Below are 18,922 nucleotides of genomic sequence, written 5' to 3' on the forward strand. Positions count from 1 at the left end.
CGCAGAGCCGTAACACATCCCTGCGTGCCGCCGCCGGGGCGGCGTGGTCAGAACAGCAGTGCCAGTGCTTCCGCGAGCGTGGAGACCTCCCGGACGGAGAAGCCCTTCGGCACCGGCCCGGTGCCGGCGGGCGAGGCGGGGACGATGGCGTGCGTGAAGCCCAGGCGCTGCGCCTCCTGGATGCGCCGGCCGATCCCCGGGACCGGCCGCACCTCGCCGGCGAGGCCCACCTCCCCGAACGCGACGAGCCGAGCGGCCAGCGGGTGGTCCGTCTTCGCGGAGGCGATCGCCAGGGCGACGGCGAGATCGGTGGCGGGCTCCGTCAGCCGGACACCACCGACCGTCGCGACGTAGCTGTCGTCCTTGTGCAGGCTGACCGACGCGCGGCTCTGCAGCACGGCCAGCAGCATCGCGACCCGGGAGCTGTCCAGCCCGCTGGTGGCCCGCCGCGGCTGGGAGTTCGGCGACTCGGCGAGCAGGGCCTGGACCTCGGCGAGAAGGGGGCGCCGGCCCTCCAGCGTCACGGTGATGCACGTCCCCGACACCGGGTCCTTGGTGCGGGACACGAAGAGCCCGCTGGGGTCGGCCAGTCCCTCGATGCCGCCGTCCGTCAGGTCGAAGCAGCCCACCTCGTCCGTGGGACCGTACCGGTTCTTCACCGCGCGCAGGAGGCGCAGGCGCGAGTGGCGCTCGCCCTCGAACTGGCAGACGACGTCGACGAGGTGCTCGAGGAGTCTCGGTCCGGCGATCGAGCCGTCCTTGGTGACGTGCCCCACGAGCAGCGTGGTCATCCCCCGCGCCTTCGCCGCCCCGATGAGCGACGCCGCGACTTCCCGCACCTGCGTCACCCCGCCGGCGCTGCCGTCCACCGCGGCGCTGCTCAGGGTCTGCACGGAGTCGACGACGAGCAGTGCGGGGTCCACCTTCTCGACCTGCCCGAGCGCCTGGCCCAGATCCGTCTCCGCGCTCAGGTACAGGGAGTCCGCGACGGCATCGATCCGGTCCGCCCGCAGCTTCACCTGGGCGGCCGATTCCTCCCCCGTCACGTACAGGACGTCCCGGCCGAGCCGTGCGACCCGCGCGGCGACGTCGAGCAGGAGGGTCGACTTCCCGACGCCCGGCTCCCCGGCGAGGAGGATCACGGCGCCGGGCACCAGCCCGCCGCCCAGGACGCGGTCGAGTTCGTCGATGCGGGTGGGCTGGAAGCCGGAGAGCGTGGCGTCGACGTCCGCGATCCGCCGGGCCGGCGTCGTGACCGCCGTCGCGGCCGTGGTGCGCGCGACGACCTGGCCGGTCTCCTCGACGGTGCCCCACGCCTGGCACTCGCCGCAGCGACCCACCCACTTCGCGGTGGTCCATCCGCATTCCGCGCAGCGGTAACCCGGGGTGTTGCTGCGGCCCACGCGGGCGGCAGGGGAGGTCTTGGTGGCCATGGCTTCAGGCTACCGGCGGCCACCGACAGCGCCCGCCACGGCGGCGGTCACCTAGAGCCGCGGGAGGTAGTCGGCGGCGTCCTCGTGCGAGAGGCCCGTGGCGCCGAGCAGGTCCACGACGAGCGGCCGGAGGAGGAGGACGAGCCCCTCGCCCTCGAGCCGGCTGATGTGGAGGGTCCTGGGGTGGAGGTCCGTCGCGACGGCCGCGAGTTCGTTGCGTGCCTGCCGCAGGTTCAGGCGCCGCTCGGACGGATCGCCGACCGACAGGGCCCGGCTCAGCACGTCGACGGCGTCGGCCGTGTCGTCGAGGGACGCGCTGAGGGACTCGATCGCCTCGTCGGTGAGCGCCGCGTGATTGATCACGGACGTCAGGCGGCGGGAGAAGACGCGGCTGTTGCGGATGGCGAGGTCGATCGAATCGATGGCGTCCCCCAGGGACCCCAGCTCCTCGCGGTGGCGGCGGTACGCGGGGGAGATGCGGGCGACCTCCTGGGCGGCCCTCATACTGCCCGTCAGGCCGTCCAGCTGGGACTGGCAGTTCCGCGCGCGGATCAGCGCGTGCCATGCCTGCGTGGAATCGCTCGTCCGGAGGGCCGACGCGCCGTCCCGGAGCACGCCGGAGAGTTCGTCCAGGAGCCCGCGCACGTTCGTCTTCGGCTCGCGTCGCGGGTCGCGCGGCAGGAAGACGGTGACCACGAGCGCGAACAGGCCGCCCACGATCGCGTCGGCGCTCCGCGTGAACGGCCCGCCCTCCGGCGCCGGGAGCAGCACCACCAGCAGGGACTGCAGCCCGAGCTGCGTCGTGAAGATCGTCCCGCTGTCCAGGAACCGGGCCAGCAGGATCGAGATGAACAGTACGAGGGCGGCCTGCCACAGGCCGTTCCCGAACAGGGCGAGCAGGAGGTCGCCCACCGCGATCCCGAGCGTGCAGCCGATCGCCACCTCCAGGACGCGCCGCAGGCGGGGATCCCGCGAGAAGCCCAGGGAGATCATCGACGCCGTCGCCGCGAACAGCGGCCCCTCGTGACCCAGGACCTGCTCCGCGAAGGCGTAGGCGCCCACCGCGCAGACGGTCATCTGGAGGGCCGTGACCACGGAGCCGGCACTACGCTTGAAACCGATCCGGGAGCGCTTGCGCAGGAAGGCCAGCGTGGTGGCGATTCCCTGGCGCGGCGGCATGGACCCAGTCTAGGAGGTGCGCAGTGGGCCGGGACGCCGACCCGTCGGCCGCGCGGGACCGGTGCCACCGGAGAATGGACCGGCGCCGTTCACCTTCCGTTCATGTTCCTTGGCCAGTCTCTTCATCTGTACTGCCTAGCGTTTCAGGCGTACAGGAACGCGTACATCTCCCGAGCGCCGTCCGCGCATCGGAGAATACATCCCTGGAAGGGGCAATATCTCGTGAAGGTTCTTCGCTTCGGCCGCGCCGCGGCAGTTCTCTCCGTCGCCGCGCTGGCGCTGACCGCGTGCGGGTCCGACAACGCCACAGGTGAGGCCGACGCCGGCGGCGCCGCCTCCGAGGGCGCAACTGCTGTCAGCGGCACCCTGACCGGAGCGGGGTCCTCCGCCCAGAACGCTGCGATGACGGCCTGGCAGGACGGCTTCTCCTCGGCCAACAGCGGAGCCACCGTCCAGTACTCCCCGGACGGCTCCGGTGCCGGCCGGGAGGCCTTCCTGGCGCAGGGCGCCCAGTTCGCGGGCTCCGACGCCTTCCTCGACGACGAGGAGTACGAGGCCTCCAAGGAGATCTGCGGCCCCGACGGCGCGATCAACATCCCCGTCTACGTCTCCCCGATCGCCATCGCCTTCAACCTCGACGGCGTCGAAACCCTGAACCTCGACGCCGCCACCATCGCGTCGATCTTCCGCGGCGAGGTCACCACCTGGGACGCCGAGGCGATCGCCTCGCAGAACCCGGACGTCGAGCTCCCGAGCACGCCCATCACCGTGGTGCACCGCTCGGACGACTCGGGTACCACCGAGAACTTCACCGAGTACCTCGCCGCCGCAGCCCCCGACGTCTGGACCGACGAGGCCGACGGCGCATGGCCCGCCGCCTACGTCGCCGAGAACGCCCAGGGCACCAACGGCGTCGTCTCGACCACCACCAGCACCGACGGCGCGATCACCTACGCCGACGCGTCCGCCGTCGGCGACCTCGGCCAGGTGGCGGTCAAGGTCGGCGAGGAGTACGTCCCGTTCAGCCCCGAGGCGGCCGCGCTGGCCGTCGAGGCCGCCACGCCCGTCGAGGGCCGTTCGGACGTCGACATGTCCCTCGAACTCGAGCGCGACACGACCGAGTCGGGCGCCTACCCGGTCGTCCTCGTGTCCTACCACATCGTGTGCAGCACCTACGAGGACCAGGAGACCGTCGACCTCGTCAAGGCCTTCGAGTCCTACGTGGTCAGCGCCGAGGGCCAGGAGACCGCCGCCGGTTCGGCCGGGAACGCCCCGCTCTCGGACACCATCCGCACGGATGCCGAGGCCGCCGTCGAGTCCATCACGGTGGCCTCCTAGCCGACACCGCTACCGACACCCCGTCCGGGTCCCGAGGGACACCGGACGGGGTTGTCAGCTGTCCGGGGGTTGCGCTCGATGGGGACGCGTGCCGCAGAATCCCGTACCGTAAAAATGTCCTGAGCGCGCAACGCCCACCACCACTCGCCACGAAGGGTTCCCCGTGTCAACCAACACTCTGACCAGAAGTGACGTGGGAGGGAAGTCCGGAGACAAGATCTTCTCCGGAGCCACCCTCGCCGCGGGATGCCTCATTCTGGCAGTCCTCTTCGGCGTCGCCGTCTTCCTGATCGTCCAGGCGCTGCCCACCTTCAGTGCCGACCCCGCCGACATCACCGGCGGCGAGGGCTTCGGCGCGTACATCTTCCCCATCGTCATCGGGACGGTCATCGCGGCCTCCATCGCGCTCCTGATCGCTACGCCGCTCGGGATCGGCGTCGCGCTCTTCATCTCGCACTACGCGCCCCGGCGCCTCGCCCAGGGGTTCGGCTACCTGGTCGATCTCCTCGCGGCGATCCCCTCCGTCGTCTACGGCGCCTGGGGGTACGCGGTCCTCGCGCCGCAGCTGGCCCTCGGCTACGACTGGCTGGCGGAGAACCTCGGCTGGTTGCCCATCTTCGAAGGCCCGGCCAGCCAGACCGGGCGCACCATCCTCACGGCCGGCATCGTCCTGGCAGTCATGGTCCTGCCCATCATCACCTCGCTCAGCCGGGAGATCTTCCTGCAGACGCCGACACTTCACGAAGAAGCGGCGCTGGCCATGGGTGCCACGAGGCTCGAGATGATCCGCATGGCCGTCCTTCCGTTCGCGCGGGCGGGAATCGTCAGCGCGGCCATGCTGGGCCTCGGCCGGGCGCTGGGAGAGACGATGGCCGTCGCGCTCGTCCTGTCCGGAGGAGCGCTCACGGCAAGCCTGATCCAGTCGGGCAACCAGACGATCGCCGCGGAGATCGCCCTCAACTTCCCCGAGGCGTTCGGTCTGAGGCTGAGCGAACTCATCGCGGCCGGCCTGGTGCTCTTCGTGATCACCCTGGCCGTCAACATCATCGCGCGCTGGATCATCAGCCGCCACAAGGAATTCTCAGGGGCAAACTGACATGAGCAGCACAACACTCGAGAAGCGCCGCTCGCAGCTGACGAAGGGCCGGATGCCCCGGTACGTCGTCTGGGTGGTCCTGGCCGCGGCGGTCGTCCTCGGCGCAGCCGTCTCCGCCCTCGTCGGATTCAACGTCATCGTCTGGGCGGTGCTGGCGGCCGTGTTCTTCGTCGCCGGTGCCACGATCATCACGGCGGCCTTCGAGGGCACCCGCAAGGCCTCCGACTCCCTGATGACCTACCTCGTCTACGGCTGCTTCCTCATTGCGCTGCTCCCCCTCCTGTCGGTCATCTGGACCGTCCTCGAACGGGGGCTGCCGGGGTTGTCCTACGACTTCTTCTTCACGTCGATGAACGGCGTCACGGGAGCCACCGACAACGAGTCGGCCGAGAACGGGACCCCCGTCCTCGGCGGCGCCTACCACGCCATCATCGGGACACTCCAGATCACGCTCTGGGCCACGATCATCTCCGTCCCCATCGGGCTGATGGCGGCCATCTACCTGGTCGAGTACGGGACGGGCGGACGGCTCGACCGGGCGATCACGTTCTTCGTCGATGTCATGACCGGTATCCCGTCGATCGTCGCGGGCCTGTTCGCCGCGGCCTTCTTCGCCATGCTGTTCGGTCCCGGGACCAGGACGGGCTTCGTGGCGGCGGTGGCGCTGTCGGTACTGATGATCCCCGTGGTGGTCCGCTCCACCGAGGAGATGCTGAAGATCGTCCCGAACGAACTGCGTGAAGCCGCCTACGCGCTGGGTGTCCGCAAATGGCGGACGATCGTCAGGGTCGTGGTGCCCACCGCCATCTCGGGTATCGCCTCGGGCGTGACGCTCGCGATTGCCCGGGTCATCGGCGAGACCGCGCCCATCCTCGTCACGGCGGGCTTCGTGAGTTCGATCAATACGAACGTGTTCAGCGGGTGGATGAGCACGCTTCCGACGTTCATCTACTACCAGATCCTCACCCCGACGTCCCCGACCAACATCGATGCCAGTACCCAGCGGGCCTGGGCCGCCGCGCTGATCCTCATCGTGATGGTCATGCTCCTGAACCTGGGCGCCCGTCTCATCGCCCGCGCCTTCGCGCCGAAGACCAGCCGATGACGCGCACGTGCGGGTCGAGAACCGTTCTTTCCCACGACCAGCCGCTGACATCACGCGGTTACTACCGATAAGGAAGCAATGTCCAATCGCATCGACGTCAAGGACCTGAACGTCTACTACAGCAAGTTCCTTGCGGTGGAGGACGTCAACATCGTCATCGAGGCCCGTTCCGTGACGGCGTTCATCGGCCCCTCGGGCTGCGGCAAGTCCACCTTCCTCCGCACCCTCAACCGCATGCACGAGGTCATCCCGGGCGCCCGCGTCGAGGGTGAGGTGCTGCTCGACGGCGACAACCTGTACGACCCCGAGGTGGACCCGGTGACCGTGCGTGGCCGCATCGGCATGGTCTTCCAGCGCCCCAACCCCTTCCCCACGATGTCCATCCGGGACAACGTGCTGGCCGGCGTGAAGCTCAACAACAAGCGCATCAGCAAGTCCGACGCCGACGCCCTCGTCGAGAAGTCGCTGCGCGGCGCCAACCTGTGGAACGAGGTGAAGGACCGCCTGGCGCGACCGGGGTCGGGCCTCTCCGGCGGACAGCAGCAGCGCCTCTGCATCGCCCGGGCCATCGCGGTCTCGCCCCAGGTGATCCTCATGGACGAGCCCTGCTCGGCCCTGGACCCCATTTCCACGCTGGCCATCGAGGACCTCATCAACGAGCTCAAGGCCGAGTACACCGTGGTGATCGTCACCCACAACATGCAGCAGGCGGCGCGGGTGTCCGACAAGACGGCGTTCTTCAACATCGCCGGGACCGGCAAGCCGGGCAAGCTCATCGAGTACGGGGAGACCACCACGATCTTCAGCAAGCCCGCCGTGAAGGCCACCGAGGACTACGTCTCCGGCCGCTTCGGGTAGGCGCATCCCCCGGGGGAGCAGGGCGACGGCGGCTCTCGAGGGGGTCGCCGTCGTCGTCCCGGCACCAGGCGCACCGCCCCCGTCGTCGTGCGGACCGCCGCGGCGGGCGTGCAGACCCGGCGGAACGTTCCGCCGGGTCTGGGCCGCCGCCGCGGCGGTCCACCCCCCGGACGTGCGTCCGGCGTTACAGGAGTGGACTGAGGGCCAGGTAGAAGACGGCGCCCAGGAGGGCGGTGATGACGGCCGTCCCGAGCCACACGGCGAGGATCCGGACCACCCGTGGGCGCTGGACGGAGGCGAACCGCTGGTTCGCACCCGACCCGACAATCGCCGCCGTCATCGTGTGCGTGCTCGACAGCGGCATCTGCAGCGAGATGGCGCCGATGAACAGCATCGCCGAACCGACGCCCTGCGCGGTCATGCCGCGCAGCGGATCGATGTGCACGAGGCGGCTGCCGAGGGTGTGGGTGATGCGCCACCCGCCGAAGAGGGACCCCGTGGCCAGGAGCGCGGCGGCGAAGACCTGGACCCACAGGGGCATCGTCGAGCCCGTCGCGTAGCCGGAGCCGACCAGGGCCAGCAGGATGACGGCCATCGTCCGCTGCCCGTCCTGGAGGCCGTGTCCCAGGGCGAACGTCCCGGCCAGGACGGACTGTGCCATCCGGTTGCCGCTGTTCACCCGGGCCGGGGAGCCGTGGCGGAGCAGCCACGTGGCGGGGAAGACGGCAGCGTAGGCGAGGAGGTAGGCGGCGATCGGCGAGAGCATCAGGGGCACTGCGATCTGCAGCAGGAGCAGCTCACCCGCACCGCTCATCGCGGGCCCGCGGGTGAGCTGCGATGCGCCTCCCGCGCCCAGGATGCCGCCGAGGAGTGCGTGGGTCGACGACGACGGCATGCCGCGGTACCAGGTGAGCAGGCCCCAGAGGCAGGCGGCCAGCAGCGCCGCCAGGAGGATGCCGAGCCCCGACGGCCCGGAGGGGAGGCCGATGGCGGCCTGCGTGAAGAACAGCGCCAGTGCCGTGCTGAGCAGCGCTCCGACGAAGTTGAAGAGGGCCGCGAGCAGGACGGCGACCGTGGGCGTGAGCGCCCGGGTGCGCACCGCGGCGGCGACCGAATTCGAGACGTCGTGGAAGCCGTTGAGGAAGGCGAAGCCGCCCGCGGCGAGGACCACCGCACCGAGGAGGAGTGGCTCCACCTACGATTCCTTGACGAGGATGCTGCCCACCTGGGTGGCCACCCGCCGGATGTCCCTGGTGACGTCGACGAGCTGGTTGGCGACGTCGCGGTGCCGCGCGTAGACGAGCGGCTTGTGGTCTTCGAGGATCTCGGCGCACCAGCTGCGGTGCGTCCGTTCGGCCCGACGGGCCAGTCGCAGGATCTCGATCCAGTACTCCTCGAGATCGTCCATCGAATCCAGGTGCTGCATGGCGACCGCGGTCAGTTCGGCCTGCCGGTTGATCACCTCGAGCTGGTCGGCGGCGCGGTGGCTGAGCTTGCTCAGCTTGTACAGGGCGATCAGTTCGCCCGCGCCGTCCAGTTTCTCGATGGCCTCGTTGAGCAGGCGGGAGAGGGCGTACAGGTCCTCGCGGGGCAACGGATTGATGAACGAGGTCCGCATGGAGGTCAGGAGGGCGAAGTGCAGGTCCGTCGACGCCGACTCGTGCTGGTGGAGTTCCTCCGACAGGCGGTCGTACTCCTGCGTCGAGGCGCCGAGGATGGCGGACATGGTCCCCACGCCGAGCACGAGCTGCCGGGCCATGCGGGAGAGGAGTTCCAGCCCAGCGTTCTCCTGCGGGAAGAGGCGTAGTTTCACGGAGTCTTCCTCAGGAGGACAGGGGGCTGTCAGCATGCCCGAGGGGGCCACGCTGAATGCGGGAGGGCAGAGTAGTGGCGTCGAACCGGGAGCGCCTCTCGGCGGAAGGCCGCTCGAAGCGGCTGAGTGTTGAAGCCCGGGGGTTCCACGGTCCGACGCCGACTTAAGTCTTGCCCTCCCCGGAGCCCCTGTCAACATCGACCCCGTCCCCGGGAACTCAGTCGAGTTCGCCGCGCCGCCAGGACACCGCGGCATGCTCGAGATCCTCGGCCGTCTTGATGAGCTGGTGCGAATTGCGGGTGAGTTTCGAGGCGTGCGGTCCGTTGGCGACCTCGGCGTCGTCGGCGTGGTTCGCCTGTCCGAGCGCGACGACGCGGCAGAACGCGGCGAAGCGTTCGAGCGCGACGTCGAACTCCCCTTCGAAGGCGCCGGACAGGATGGTGTCGGCCATCGCGGCCATCTCCGTGGCGCCCGGCGGCTCGGCGACGCCGGCGACGACCTTCGAGACCTGGGCCGCCTCCTTGCCCGAGGCGAAGAACGCGGCCATGCGCTCGGGATTCTGCTGGGTCGCTGCGCGGAGCGCATAGAGGCGCCACAGGGCGCCGGGCAGGGACCGCGGCGGACTCGCGGCCCACATCTCGGCGATCGCGTCCAGCCCCTGCTGGTCGGCGAGTTCCACGAGCCGGCGCGTCACCTCGGGATCGTCGGAGTCGCGCCCGTGATGGACGAGGGCATGGGCGGCCATGTGCGCTGCCTCGGAGACCCTCGACGGGTCGATTCCCCCCGCGAAAACCTCGAAGTCCGCGGGGGCGAATGGCTTCGGCTTGTGGGGCCGCGGGCTGTTGTTCGTGTATTCGCCGTCCATGGAACGAGGATACTCCTGGGCGATTTCGGGCAGGAAGGCTGGCCCCGGGGCGGTCCTCCGAGCGCGGATGATTGCGATAAAGTAAGCGGGTCGACGCCCGGCGGCGGCATCCACGGATGCGGTGTACGGGGGGCGTGGCGCGGGCCCTTAGCTCAGTTGGCTAGAGCAACGGACTTTTAATCCGTGGGTCGTGGGTTCGAGCCCCACAGGGCCCACCATCAGGTGCAGAGGGTCCCGGTCCTGCCGGGGCCCTTTTGCGTCGACGGTCCTGGGCGGATACCCAGTGGACGACGACGGCGGCGGCGGCGAAGCCTCGTGTACGAGCTCGAAGGCCATCACGAAGGCCACAGCTTGCGGAGGCACCGTCCATCTCCACACGGTGCCGGCCCCGATGAGCAGTGCTCCTCCGGCGATCGCCCCCGGCGAGCGCCTCGATCCACAAAGGCACGGCTTCCCCTTCGATGCGCTCCGGCACGACGGTGCCGGGTCCGCAGGGCGCGGTCCGGCCGGTCGTGACCCGGCCTGCCACAGCCCGCCGCCCCCGGTACGGTGCGTCGTGGTGTCCCTGCCGCCATCGGGGATTGACTCGGGGCGCCCGCTCGTTTGAACTGGTAGGAGCTCTTGCGCGGTGGAGCGCAGGGAAGCCCGCCGAGGTGCACCGGAGAGGGATTCATGGACGCCGTCGCCCTGATGGGCAGCCTGGCCGCCTGTGTCGTCATGGTCGGCGCCGTCGGCCTGACCGCGTGGCGTGTCGATGCCGTCGCCCGTCACGGCGGCGACGCGGACGACTTGTTCTGGCTCGTCTTCGGCGGGGCCGTGGTCGTCGCGGGTGCGGGCGTCGTCGCCGGAACCCTCGGGGCGGCATGGCTGGCGCTGGCAGTGGGTGTCACCTCGTCCACGGCGGGCGTGATCTGGACGTGGCGTCGCCACGACCTGCGGCGCCGCCGGGCGGAGGAAGCGTCGCGGGCGGCGGTGAGGGAGGACCTGCAGCGCCGCCACGATGCCGTGTTGAGGCGGTGGGCGGACTACGACCTCGACCCGGGCAAGGCCATTTACTACCCGGGTATGCACGAGCCCGGCAACCCCGTCCTGCGCCCCGTGGTGCGGGCCGTCCGTGCGGCGGGGTCGGCCCGTGACGCCGTCGCGACCTCCCCGGACGACGACAGCGGAGCGGTGCGGTACGCGGTCGCGGTGACCCGCCTCGAGCAGGCGTTCGACGCCGCCGAGCACGACCTCGGCGCGCTCGAGGCTCGACGTCGCGGCCGGCACCGGGCCACCCCGGGTCGACCTTGAATCGTTACCTCCGCGCCGGCTCACGGACGCTTTTCGCCGCTAGGATCAAGTTACCCGAGCGAACGGCTTGGGGCAGGGCGCGGCCGGACGGCGGCGTCTCCTGCCAAATCCGAGGAGGGAAGCGATGCGACTCCTAGCGCGCTGTGCCACCGGCCTGCTGGCCGTCTCGCTCCTCATGGTGCCTGCCCCCCTCGCTGTCGCGAAGCACGCGGACGACACGCGCTCGGTGCTCCCCGCCGGCCGGTCCGTGCAGCAGGAGGTCCGGTTCGCGACCTACAACGCGAGCCTGAACAGGTCCTCGGCCGGCGAGCTGGTCCGGGACCTGTCGACGCCCGGCAACGCGCAGGCGAGGGCGATCGCCGAGGTCCTCCAGATCAACCGCCCCGACGTGGTGCTTCTCAACGAGTTCGACTACGTCCCGGGAGGCCGGGCCGCCGACCTCTTCGACCAGAACTACCTGTCGGTCGGCCAGAACGGCAAGGCTCCGCTCGACTACCCCTACGTGTACACCGCGCCGTCGAACACCGGTGTTCCCAGCGGGCAGGACCTGAACAACGACGGCTCCGTGGGCGGCGCGGACGATGCCCTGGGCTTCGGCGCGTTCGAGGGCCAGTACGGCATGGTCATCTACTCGAGGTACCCGATCGTCACGGAGTCGGTGCGGACCTTCCGCACCTTCCTGTGGAAGGACATGCCCGGCGCGCTCCTTCCCGACAATCCGGCCACGGACACCCCTGACGACTGGTACTCCGCGAACGAGCTCGACGCACTCCCGCTGTCCAGCAAGTCCCACTGGGACGTGCCGGTGAGCGTGGGCGGGAAGACCGTCCATGTCCTGGCCAGCCATCCCACCCCTCCCGTCTTCGACGGCGTGGAGGACCGCAACGGCAGGCGCAACAGCGACGAGATCCGGTTCTGGTCCGACTACGTCACCGGCGGCCGCGACGCCTCCTACATCTACGACGACGCCGGGACGGTCGGGGGACTCCAGCGCGGCGAACGCTTCGTCGTGATGGGGGACCAGAACAGCGATCCGCTCGACGGCGACTCGCTCGACGGATCGATCGATCAGCTGCTGGGCAACAAGCTGGTGCAGGACCCGCTGCCGTCGTCGGACGGAGCCACCGAAGCGTCGGCGTTCCAGGGCGGCGCCAATGCCGACCATCGGAGCGATGCCCGATTCGACACCGCGGACTTCGAGGATCGCAGCGCCGGCAACATCCGGGCCGACTACGTCCTCCCGTCCCGCACGCTCCGGGTTGCCGGTGCGGGGGTGTTCTGGCCCCGGGCCGGCATGCCCGGGTCGGAACTGACCGGGATCTTCCCCTTCCCCACGAGTGATCACCGCCTGGTCTTCGTCGACGTCACGCTGCACGGCAGCCGCGAGCGCTAGGACCGCAGGACCTGCCCGGCCCCTTGTCGGCCGCGGCGGCCGGGTGTACGGTCGTGGCCATGAGGACACTTCTTTTCCAGTAGGTGAGCCGGCCCCGCCGAGCTCCACGCCACTTGTCGATGACACCCTCCAAGGGCGCCCACTGAATCTGTCCGGTCCTCCCAGCACGCACCGCGGGTTTCCTGCTTCCTGCGCGCTGATAGTCCAGTCGTGTTCCGTGGGCGTCCCACTCGAAAGGAACACCATGACGAACACCCCTCAAGACCAAGAGCCCCAGAACGACGTGCCCGCAGCCGACACCGCCCCCGCGGGGCGCGGTGCCCGGAAGCTCCAGGACGATCCCCGAGCGCAACTCGCGCTGGCGAAGAAGAACCATGCAGCCAGTCCCACCGCTGCGACCGGCGCGGGCCATGCCAAGGCCGCGCACGAGAGCAGCAAGCAGGGGAAGAAGGAGAAGAAGGTCCGCTGGTAGCCCCTGACCGGGGTGGCCGAAGAGGCCGCTTAAGTGGAGCTGGCCCCGAGTTCTGCGTATGGGGGAATCGCAGAACTCGGAGCCAGCGATCTCAGTATACTTCGACGATAGACAGAAAAGTCCAATCGAAAGGTGATGATGGCCGTCACAGCCAAGGCGTTCCAGCTGTGGCGTTCCCGCATTGCACCCGACGACACCGTGACCGACCTCTGCAGGGTCGCGGGCATCAAGCGATCCACCCTTGCCCAGCAGCTCGTCCGGGGCAAGGTGTCCGTGTCGACCATCGTGGCGATCGCCCGCGCCTACGGGCTCCCGCCCGCGGAGGCGCTCGCCGAGTTCGAGGGTTATGAGGACTTGCCCGGCGGCACCACGGAGCCGACGGACGCCGAACTCGTCAGCCAGGTCTCGCACATCGACATCCTCCGGCTGCTCGTGGCCCGCAGCGAGGACAAGGAGTGCGCGGGAACGGACCTGCAGCTGCATCTCGCATCCTTCCCGCACCGGAACTCCGTGCGCGCCTGGATCGAGGCGATCGATCCGGGCGATCTCCGCCAGCAGCTGGCGGCCAGCACCGGCGTCGCCCGCCAGAACCTCTCCGCGCAGCTCACCGCGGGTCGGCTCGCCCCCGAGATCGCCGTCCAGGCCGCCAGGATCGCCGGCGTCTCCCTCACCAGCGGACTCGTGGTCACCGGGCTCCTCACCGCGCAGGAGGGGGGCTGGCCGGAGGACGGGCGCGCCCGTGCCCTCTGCGCCCTGAGCGACCTCGACCTCGTGTTCCTCGCCCGCGACCGCCTCGACGTCCTCGGCAAGCAGATCCGGCGGGCCGAGCTCGACGACGGCAGGGACCGCGCCCTGTGGGAGAACCTCGGATGAACACGTCGACGATTCAGTGGGCCGCACTCGGTCTCTGCGCCGCGGGGACCGCAGTCCGGATTCCCGGCCTGTGCCGGGGCAGGGGACGCTCCATGTGCGTGGCACTCCTGCTCCTCACCTGCGCCGTCGGCCTGTCGATCGAGCCGATCTACCTCGCGGTGGACGGGGCCCTCGGCGGGGTCAACATCGCGAACCTCCTGCTGCGGATGGCCCTCTACGCCGTCTTCGTGCTCTTCGGGATCCGGATGGCGGCGGCGTTCGATTCCGCGCGCGCCCGGCGCCTGATCGTCGGGCCTGTCGGCCTGTCGATCGTGGCCGTGACCGTCGCGGCGACGCTCTACTTCTTCGCGGCGAGCGAGCTCGAGGGCAGCTCGACCGGCTTGCGGGCCTTCGGGGACCAGGACACGGTGCAGCAGTACGCCACCGTCGGCCGGCTCTACCCGGGGTACGTCGCCGCCTGCCTCGTCGTCCCGGCGGCCCTGGCGGCGTTGGACCGGCACGGGCGAACGGTCCACCGCCTCGCGTGCGCCCTCGTGGCCTGCGGCTACGCGCTCGTGGTGGTGTTCGTGCTGCTGAGGCTGACCCCCCTGGACCTTATGCACTGGGACATCGTCCTCCCGTTCTCGGCCATCCTGCTGACCGTCCTGGGCCTCTGCCTGATCTGGGCGAGCCGCGCCGTCGGCAGGAAGAGCAGCTCCTCTGGGAACAAGCTGGCGTGATCGGCGGCTCCTGCACTCCGTGCAGGAATCGTGACACGTTTATGTCCTGCTGCTGTTCACGAATCCATGATGGTGTGCAAAAATTATGATTATGTAACTGCCGCTTTCCGTGGGGGGCCAGCGGATCGTTACCCGGCAGGCAGGGCGTCCCTTCGAACGGGGCGGCATCACCTGCATGTCCTTGCTGGGGACGCAAGGAAGGGCACCACCCGCCACGAACGTGCGGCGGATGGTGCCCTTTGTGGTGGTGCGGACTACGCGGCGTCGTGATCCGTCTCGATGATGCGCGCCAGCGCCTCCAGGGCGCTCTCCGCGCCGTCGCCCTCGGCGCGGAGGACGACGACGTCGCCGTGCGAGGCTCCGAGGCTCATGAGCGAGAGGATGCTCGAGGCGTCCATGGCCTCCTCGACGGGCTCACCGTCCATGGCGATGGTCACCTCGAGGGGGAGTTCACCCGCCGCCTCTGCGAAGATCGATGCCGGGCGGGCGTGCAGCCCCACGCGGCTCGCGACGGTTGCCTTGCGTTCTGCCATGATGTGCTCCTTTTTCGTGAACAGGTTCTGTTACAGCCAAGCCGACCGGGGATCAGGCCGCAACCGGTTCGCCGTCGAACTGTGTCTTGCGCGTCGCGTACCGCTTCAGGGCGATCACCGCGAGCGCGGAGATGACCGTCCCGACCAGGATCGCGAGCAGGAACATCGCGAAGTCACCGATTGCGAAGAAGACGAAGAACCCGCCGTGCGGTGCCTGCGAGGTGACGCCGGTCCCCATGATGATCGCGCCGGTGGCCGCGGCACCCAGCAGGGACGCCGGGATGACGCGCAGCGGGTCGGCCGCGGCGAACGGGATGGCGCCCTCGGAGATGAAGCTCGCCCCCAGCAGCCAGGCGGCCTTCCCGTTCTCCCGCTCCGGTGCGGTGAAGCGGTTGCGGTCGATCAGGGTGGCCAGGGCCATGGCGAGCGGCGGGACCATGCCGGCAGCCATGACGGCCGCCATGATCTGCAGGGGTGCGACGTTGTCGACCGTCGCGGCCCCGAGCCCGGCGACGGCGAAGGAGTAGGCGACCTTGTTGACCGGGCCGCCGAGGTCGACGGCCATCATGAGCCCGAGGATCACGCCGAGGCCGACGGCGGCCGTGCCGGTGAGCCCGGACAGCCAGTCGTTGAGGCCGGCCGTGAGCGCGGCGATCGGTCCGCCGAGCAGGAGGAACATCAGGCCGGACGCGACGATGGACGCCACGAGCGGGATGATGACCACCGGCATGAGGCTCCGCAGCCAGCGGGGTACGGACAGGCGGCCGATCATCATGGCGGCATACCCGGCGAGCAGGCCTCCGACGATACCGCCGAGGAAACCCGCGCCCATGAATCCGGCCACGGCACCCGCGACGAAGCCGGGGGCGATGCCGGGGCGGTCCGCCAGGGCGTACGCGATGTACCCGGCGAGCGCCGGGACGAGGAAGCCGAGCGACAACTGGCCGATCTTGAAGGCCACGGCCCCGAGGTACTCGCCGAGCCCGCCGTCCGGCAGGTTGGTGAGGCTGTTCTCGAGGACGACGGCGTCGGCGGTCTCGGTGATCAGGTACCCGCCCAGGAGGAAGCCGAGGGCGATCAGCAGGCCGCCACCGGCGACGAACGGGATCATGTAGCTGACGCCCGTGAGCAGGGCGCGCTTGAGCGTGCTGCCGATGCCGTCCCGGCCGCCGTCGTCGTCCGCCTGCTGGTCTTCGGCCGCGCCGGCGACGCGCCGCGCGTTGGGGTTCGCGGCCGCGGCGACGGCCTCCTCGACCATCTCGCCCGGCTCGTCGATGCCGCGCTTGACGGGCGAGCTGATGACGGGGAGCCCGGCGAAGCGCTGCTTGTCGCGGACGTCGACGTCGACGGCGAAGATGACGGCGTCGGCGGCAGCGATGACCGCGGGATCCAGCGGCGTGGCGCCGGAGGAACCCTGGGTCTCGACCTGCAGGTCGATCCCGCGCTCCCTGGCCGCCGCGACCAGGGAGTCGGCGGCCATGTACGTATGGGCGATGCCGGTGGGGCAGGCCGTCACGGCCACGAGTCGGCGCGTCCGGGTGTCGGTGGCCCGCGCATGATCGACGGCGGGCCCGGTGGTTTCCGTCCCGGCGGGCGCGGTGCCGAGGGTGGCCGCGGCCTCGCCCGTGCGGGAGCCGGTGGCGGATCCGGCGGGAGCGTGCGCGGAATGGGCTCCGGACGCCGGTGCTGCACCGAGGCCGAGCGCACCGTTGACGAGGGCGACGACGTCGGCCGGCGACTGCGCGGCGCGCAGCGAGGCAGTGAAGTCCTTCTTGATCAGTGAACGCGCGAGCTTGGACAGCAGCTTCAGGTGCTCCTGGTCGGCCCCGTCGGGGGCGGCGATGAAGAACACGAGGTCGGCCGGGCCGTCCTTGGCCCCGAAATCCACGGGCGGGGACAGGCGCGCCATGACGAGGGTCGCCTCCGAGACGGCCGTCGAGCGGCAGTGCGGGATGGCGATGCCGCCGGGGATGCCGGTGGCGGTCTTCTCCTCCCGGGCGAGCGCGTCCGCGTACAGGCCCTCGACCTCCGTGGAACGGCCCTGGGCGGCGACCCGCTCCGCGAGATGGCGGATCACCGAGGGCCGGTCGGCCCCCAGATCCCGGTCCAGAGCCACGAGCTCCGGAGTGATGATGTCGGACATCAGAATTCCTCCTGTCGGGGGCCTGCGGCGGACCCGATCGTGCTTGCTTCGGTCACGGGCGGCGTGACCTCCAGGGGTGTGACCGCGACGACTGCCGGCGTGGTCTGGTCTAGCGATGGGACGGTGGATCCCGGAAGGGCGGCGGCCGCCGATCCGTGGGCGACGGCCTGGCGCAGGCAGTCCTCCGGAGGTTCTCCTGCAGAGTGCGCCAGCAGGTAGCCGGCCAGCGCGGAATCGCCCGCGCCGACCGTGGAACGCGCCGTGACGGGCGGGTGCACGGCATGCCAGGCTCCCGCGTCCGTCACGAGCAGGGCGCCCCTGGAACCCAGGGTCGCCAGTACCGCTCCCACTCCCGCGGCGACGAGCACCGCGCAGGCCTTCGCGGCCAGTTCGAGGTCCTGCTCCAGGTCGTCCCCCGTACCGATGCCGGTCAGCTCGCTGAGCTCCTCGGCGTTGGGCTTCAGCAGATCCGGAGCCGGGATGCCGGCGGCGGCCGCGGCGAGGGGTTCGCCACTGGAGTCGATCGCGACGAGGGGCGCGGACGGCCCGTAGGCCTTCCGCACGGCGTCCGTCACCGTCGTGTAGAAGGTGGACGGGGCCCCCGGCGGCAGCGAGCCGGCGAGGACCAGCCAGTCCGCACCGGCGCTCTCGGCGACCACAGCGGCGAGGAGTTCCTCGAGGCGCATGGGGGAGAGCTCGGGCCCCGGCTCGTTGATCTTCGTGGTCGTGCCGTCCGGTTCGGTGACCGCCGTGTTGATGCGGAGCGCCGCACCGATCGGCAGGTTGCGGAACGGGAGGGAGATGCCGCGCAGGCCTGCGAGGACCGCGTCGTCGTCGTCGCCCGGCAGCACCGCGAGGGTGGGGACGCCGGACATCGCTAGGGCGCGGCTGACGTTGACGCCCTTGCCGCCGGCCTCCTGCACCACGTGGACGGCCCGCTGCACGGCTCCGCGGGTGAGGGGGGCGGTCAGCTCGACGGTGCGGTCGATGCTCGGATTGGCCGTGAGGGTCACGATCACGCGACGATCACCTCCACGTCGGCGTCGGCGAGGGCCTCCGCGAGGGGGCCTCGGGGTGCTCGGTCGGTGATGAGGGCATCGATATCCTCCAGGTAGGCGAAGCTGGTCAGGGTCTCCTCGTCGAACTTCGACGAATCCGCCAGGAGGACCACGCGCCGGGCGGAGCGGACGATGGCGGTCTTCACGGCCGCCTCGTCGACGTCGGGCGTGCTGAGGCCGAAACCGGCCGAGAGTCCGTTGGCTCCGATGAAGGCGATGTCCGCGCGGAGGCGGGAGAAATGGCTCACGGTGCTGCTGCCGACGGCGGCGCTTGTCAGCGCCCGCACCCGGCCGCCCACGAGTTCCACGCTCAGCCCGGCACCCGAGACCAGGGCCGCGATCGGGACGGAGTGGGTGACCACGGCCAGGTCCGGGCGGCCCTCCTCGACGAGGAGGTCGGCGAGGGCGCCGGTGGTGCTGCCGGCATCGAGCACCACGGCGCCGGTCGCGGGAGTGAGGGCGAGGGCCGCCTGGGCGATGCGCCTCTTCTCCGGCGAGCGCTGCGTCGAGCGGCTGGTCAGGCTCGGCTCGTTCGTCGTCGCACCGCTTCCGGCGATGGCGCCTCCGTGGACGCGCCGCAGCACGCCGTCGTTCTCGAGGAGCGCGAGGTCCCTTCGGACGGTCTCCTTGGTGATCCCGAAGCGGGAGGAGAGCCCGGCGACGGTGACGCGCCCGTCGGCGGAGACCAGGCTGCTGATCTGGCGGTACCGCTCCTCGGCGAACATGGGTTCCTCTCGTCATGGCCACCGGT

18 protein-coding genes and 1 tRNA gene are annotated in these 18,922 nt (G+C 70.4%); 10 read left to right on the top strand and 9 right to left on the bottom strand.

Features of this window, described 5'->3' with window-relative positions; genetic code table 11:
• Positions 1–47 precede the first annotated feature (47 nt).
• Together radA and ACSGDB_RS14500 are read right to left on the bottom strand one after the other, a co-directional pair.
• Complete coding sequence (gene radA / locus ACSGDB_RS14495) at positions 48–1,433, bottom strand: DNA repair protein RadA (RefSeq protein ID WP_434995591.1); 1,386 nt, start codon at positions 1,431–1,433, stop codon at positions 48–50.
• Between the two features lie 51 nt (positions 1,434–1,484).
• The gene (locus ACSGDB_RS14500) at positions 1,485–2,612 is read right to left on the bottom strand and encodes an FUSC family protein (RefSeq protein ID WP_434995592.1); all 1,128 of its coding nucleotides are present in this window, start codon (positions 2,610–2,612) and stop codon (positions 1,485–1,487) included.
• A 222-nt stretch (positions 2,613–2,834) separates the two neighbouring features.
• Here ACSGDB_RS14500 and pstS point away from each other — a divergent pair, with 222 nt between their 5' ends.
• From pstS to pstB, 4 genes are all read left to right on the top strand, one after another.
• A complete protein-coding gene (gene pstS, locus ACSGDB_RS14505; RefSeq protein ID WP_434995593.1) occupies positions 2,835–3,950 on the top strand; it encodes a phosphate ABC transporter substrate-binding protein PstS in 1,116 nt (371 codons plus the stop codon).
• A 163-nt stretch (positions 3,951–4,113) separates the two neighbouring features.
• Entirely contained in the window at positions 4,114–5,046 is a 933-nt protein-coding gene (gene pstC / locus ACSGDB_RS14510) for a phosphate ABC transporter permease subunit PstC (RefSeq protein ID WP_434995594.1), read from the top strand.
• A gap of 1 nt (position 5,047) precedes the next feature.
• Positions 5,048–6,151 carry a phosphate ABC transporter permease PstA gene (gene pstA / locus ACSGDB_RS14515; protein WP_434995595.1) on the top strand — a complete coding sequence of 368 codons (1,104 nt, stop codon included), beginning with the start codon at positions 5,048–5,050 and terminating at the stop codon, positions 6,149–6,151.
• Positions 6,152–6,229: 78 nt separating this feature from the next.
• Positions 6,230–7,009: a phosphate ABC transporter ATP-binding protein PstB gene (gene pstB, locus ACSGDB_RS14520; protein WP_434995597.1), complete on the top strand. Its 780-nt coding sequence runs from the start codon at positions 6,230–6,232 to the stop codon at positions 7,007–7,009.
• A gap of 184 nt (positions 7,010–7,193) precedes the next feature.
• Here pstB and ACSGDB_RS14525 read toward each other — a convergent pair whose 3' ends face one another.
• The 3 genes from ACSGDB_RS14525 to ACSGDB_RS14535 form a co-directional block, all read right to left on the bottom strand.
• On the bottom strand, positions 7,194–8,204 hold the full coding sequence (locus ACSGDB_RS14525) for an anion permease (protein WP_434995598.1): 1,011 nt from the start codon (positions 8,202–8,204) through the stop codon (positions 7,194–7,196).
• On the bottom strand, positions 8,205–8,822 hold the full coding sequence (locus ACSGDB_RS14530; RefSeq protein WP_434995600.1) for a DUF47 domain-containing protein: 618 nt from the start codon (positions 8,820–8,822) through the stop codon (positions 8,205–8,207).
• 217 nt (positions 8,823–9,039) lie between these two features.
• On the bottom strand, positions 9,040–9,687 hold the full coding sequence (locus ACSGDB_RS14535; protein ID WP_434995601.1) for a hypothetical protein: 648 nt from the start codon (positions 9,685–9,687) through the stop codon (positions 9,040–9,042).
• A 141-nt stretch (positions 9,688–9,828) separates the two neighbouring features.
• Between ACSGDB_RS14535 and ACSGDB_RS14540 the strand changes: the two genes are divergently transcribed.
• The 6 genes from ACSGDB_RS14540 to ACSGDB_RS14565 all read left to right on the top strand — a co-directional run bounded on the left by ACSGDB_RS14540 (position 9,829) and on the right by ACSGDB_RS14565 (position 14,437).
• Positions 9,829–9,905 (top strand) — tRNA-Lys (locus ACSGDB_RS14540).
• 454 nt (positions 9,906–10,359) lie between these two features.
• Complete coding sequence (locus ACSGDB_RS14545) at positions 10,360–10,980, top strand: hypothetical protein (RefSeq protein WP_434995602.1); 621 nt, start codon at positions 10,360–10,362, stop codon at positions 10,978–10,980.
• A gap of 124 nt (positions 10,981–11,104) precedes the next feature.
• Positions 11,105–12,373, top strand: coding sequence for an endonuclease/exonuclease/phosphatase family protein (locus tag ACSGDB_RS14550; RefSeq protein WP_434995603.1), 1,269 nt, complete (start codon positions 11,105–11,107; stop codon positions 12,371–12,373).
• Positions 12,374–12,617: 244 nt separating this feature from the next.
• On the top strand, positions 12,618–12,845 hold the full coding sequence (locus ACSGDB_RS14555; RefSeq protein WP_434995604.1) for a hypothetical protein: 228 nt from the start codon (positions 12,618–12,620) through the stop codon (positions 12,843–12,845).
• Between the two features lie 135 nt (positions 12,846–12,980).
• Positions 12,981–13,718 carry a helix-turn-helix domain-containing protein gene (locus ACSGDB_RS14560; protein ID WP_434995606.1) on the top strand — a complete coding sequence of 246 codons (738 nt, stop codon included), beginning with the start codon at positions 12,981–12,983 and terminating at the stop codon, positions 13,716–13,718.
• Between the two features lie 98 nt (positions 13,719–13,816).
• Positions 13,817–14,437 (top strand): hypothetical protein, encoded by a 621-nt coding sequence (locus tag ACSGDB_RS14565; RefSeq protein WP_434995608.1) that lies wholly within the window; start codon positions 13,817–13,819, stop codon positions 14,435–14,437.
• A 254-nt stretch (positions 14,438–14,691) separates the two neighbouring features.
• On the opposite strand, the gene ACSGDB_RS14570 is transcribed toward ACSGDB_RS14565, so the two are convergent.
• The 4 genes from ACSGDB_RS14570 to ACSGDB_RS14585 are packed head-to-tail and all read right to left on the bottom strand — an operon-like array spanning position 14,692 to position 18,896.
• A complete protein-coding gene (locus ACSGDB_RS14570; protein ID WP_434995609.1) occupies positions 14,692–14,970 on the bottom strand; it encodes an HPr family phosphocarrier protein in 279 nt (92 codons plus the stop codon).
• A 52-nt stretch (positions 14,971–15,022) separates the two neighbouring features.
• On the bottom strand, positions 15,023–17,113 hold the full coding sequence (locus ACSGDB_RS14575; RefSeq protein WP_434995610.1) for a PTS fructose transporter subunit IIABC: 2,091 nt from the start codon (positions 17,111–17,113) through the stop codon (positions 15,023–15,025).
• The gene (locus ACSGDB_RS14580) at positions 17,113–18,132 is read right to left on the bottom strand and encodes a 1-phosphofructokinase family hexose kinase (RefSeq protein WP_434995611.1); all 1,020 of its coding nucleotides are present in this window, start codon (positions 18,130–18,132) and stop codon (positions 17,113–17,115) included. The genes ACSGDB_RS14575 and ACSGDB_RS14580 overlap by 1 nt, the downstream gene beginning before the upstream one ends.
• Positions 18,129–18,896 carry a DeoR/GlpR family DNA-binding transcription regulator gene (locus ACSGDB_RS14585; RefSeq protein ID WP_434995612.1) on the bottom strand — a complete coding sequence of 256 codons (768 nt, stop codon included), beginning with the start codon at positions 18,894–18,896 and terminating at the stop codon, positions 18,129–18,131. Before ACSGDB_RS14585 ends, ACSGDB_RS14580 begins: the two co-directional genes overlap by 4 nt.
• Between the last annotated feature and the right edge of the window lie 26 nt (positions 18,897–18,922).

The organism is Arthrobacter sp. Ld5 (assembly GCF_051172775.1).
Lineage (GTDB): Bacteria > Actinomycetota > Actinomycetes > Actinomycetales > Micrococcaceae > Arthrobacter_D.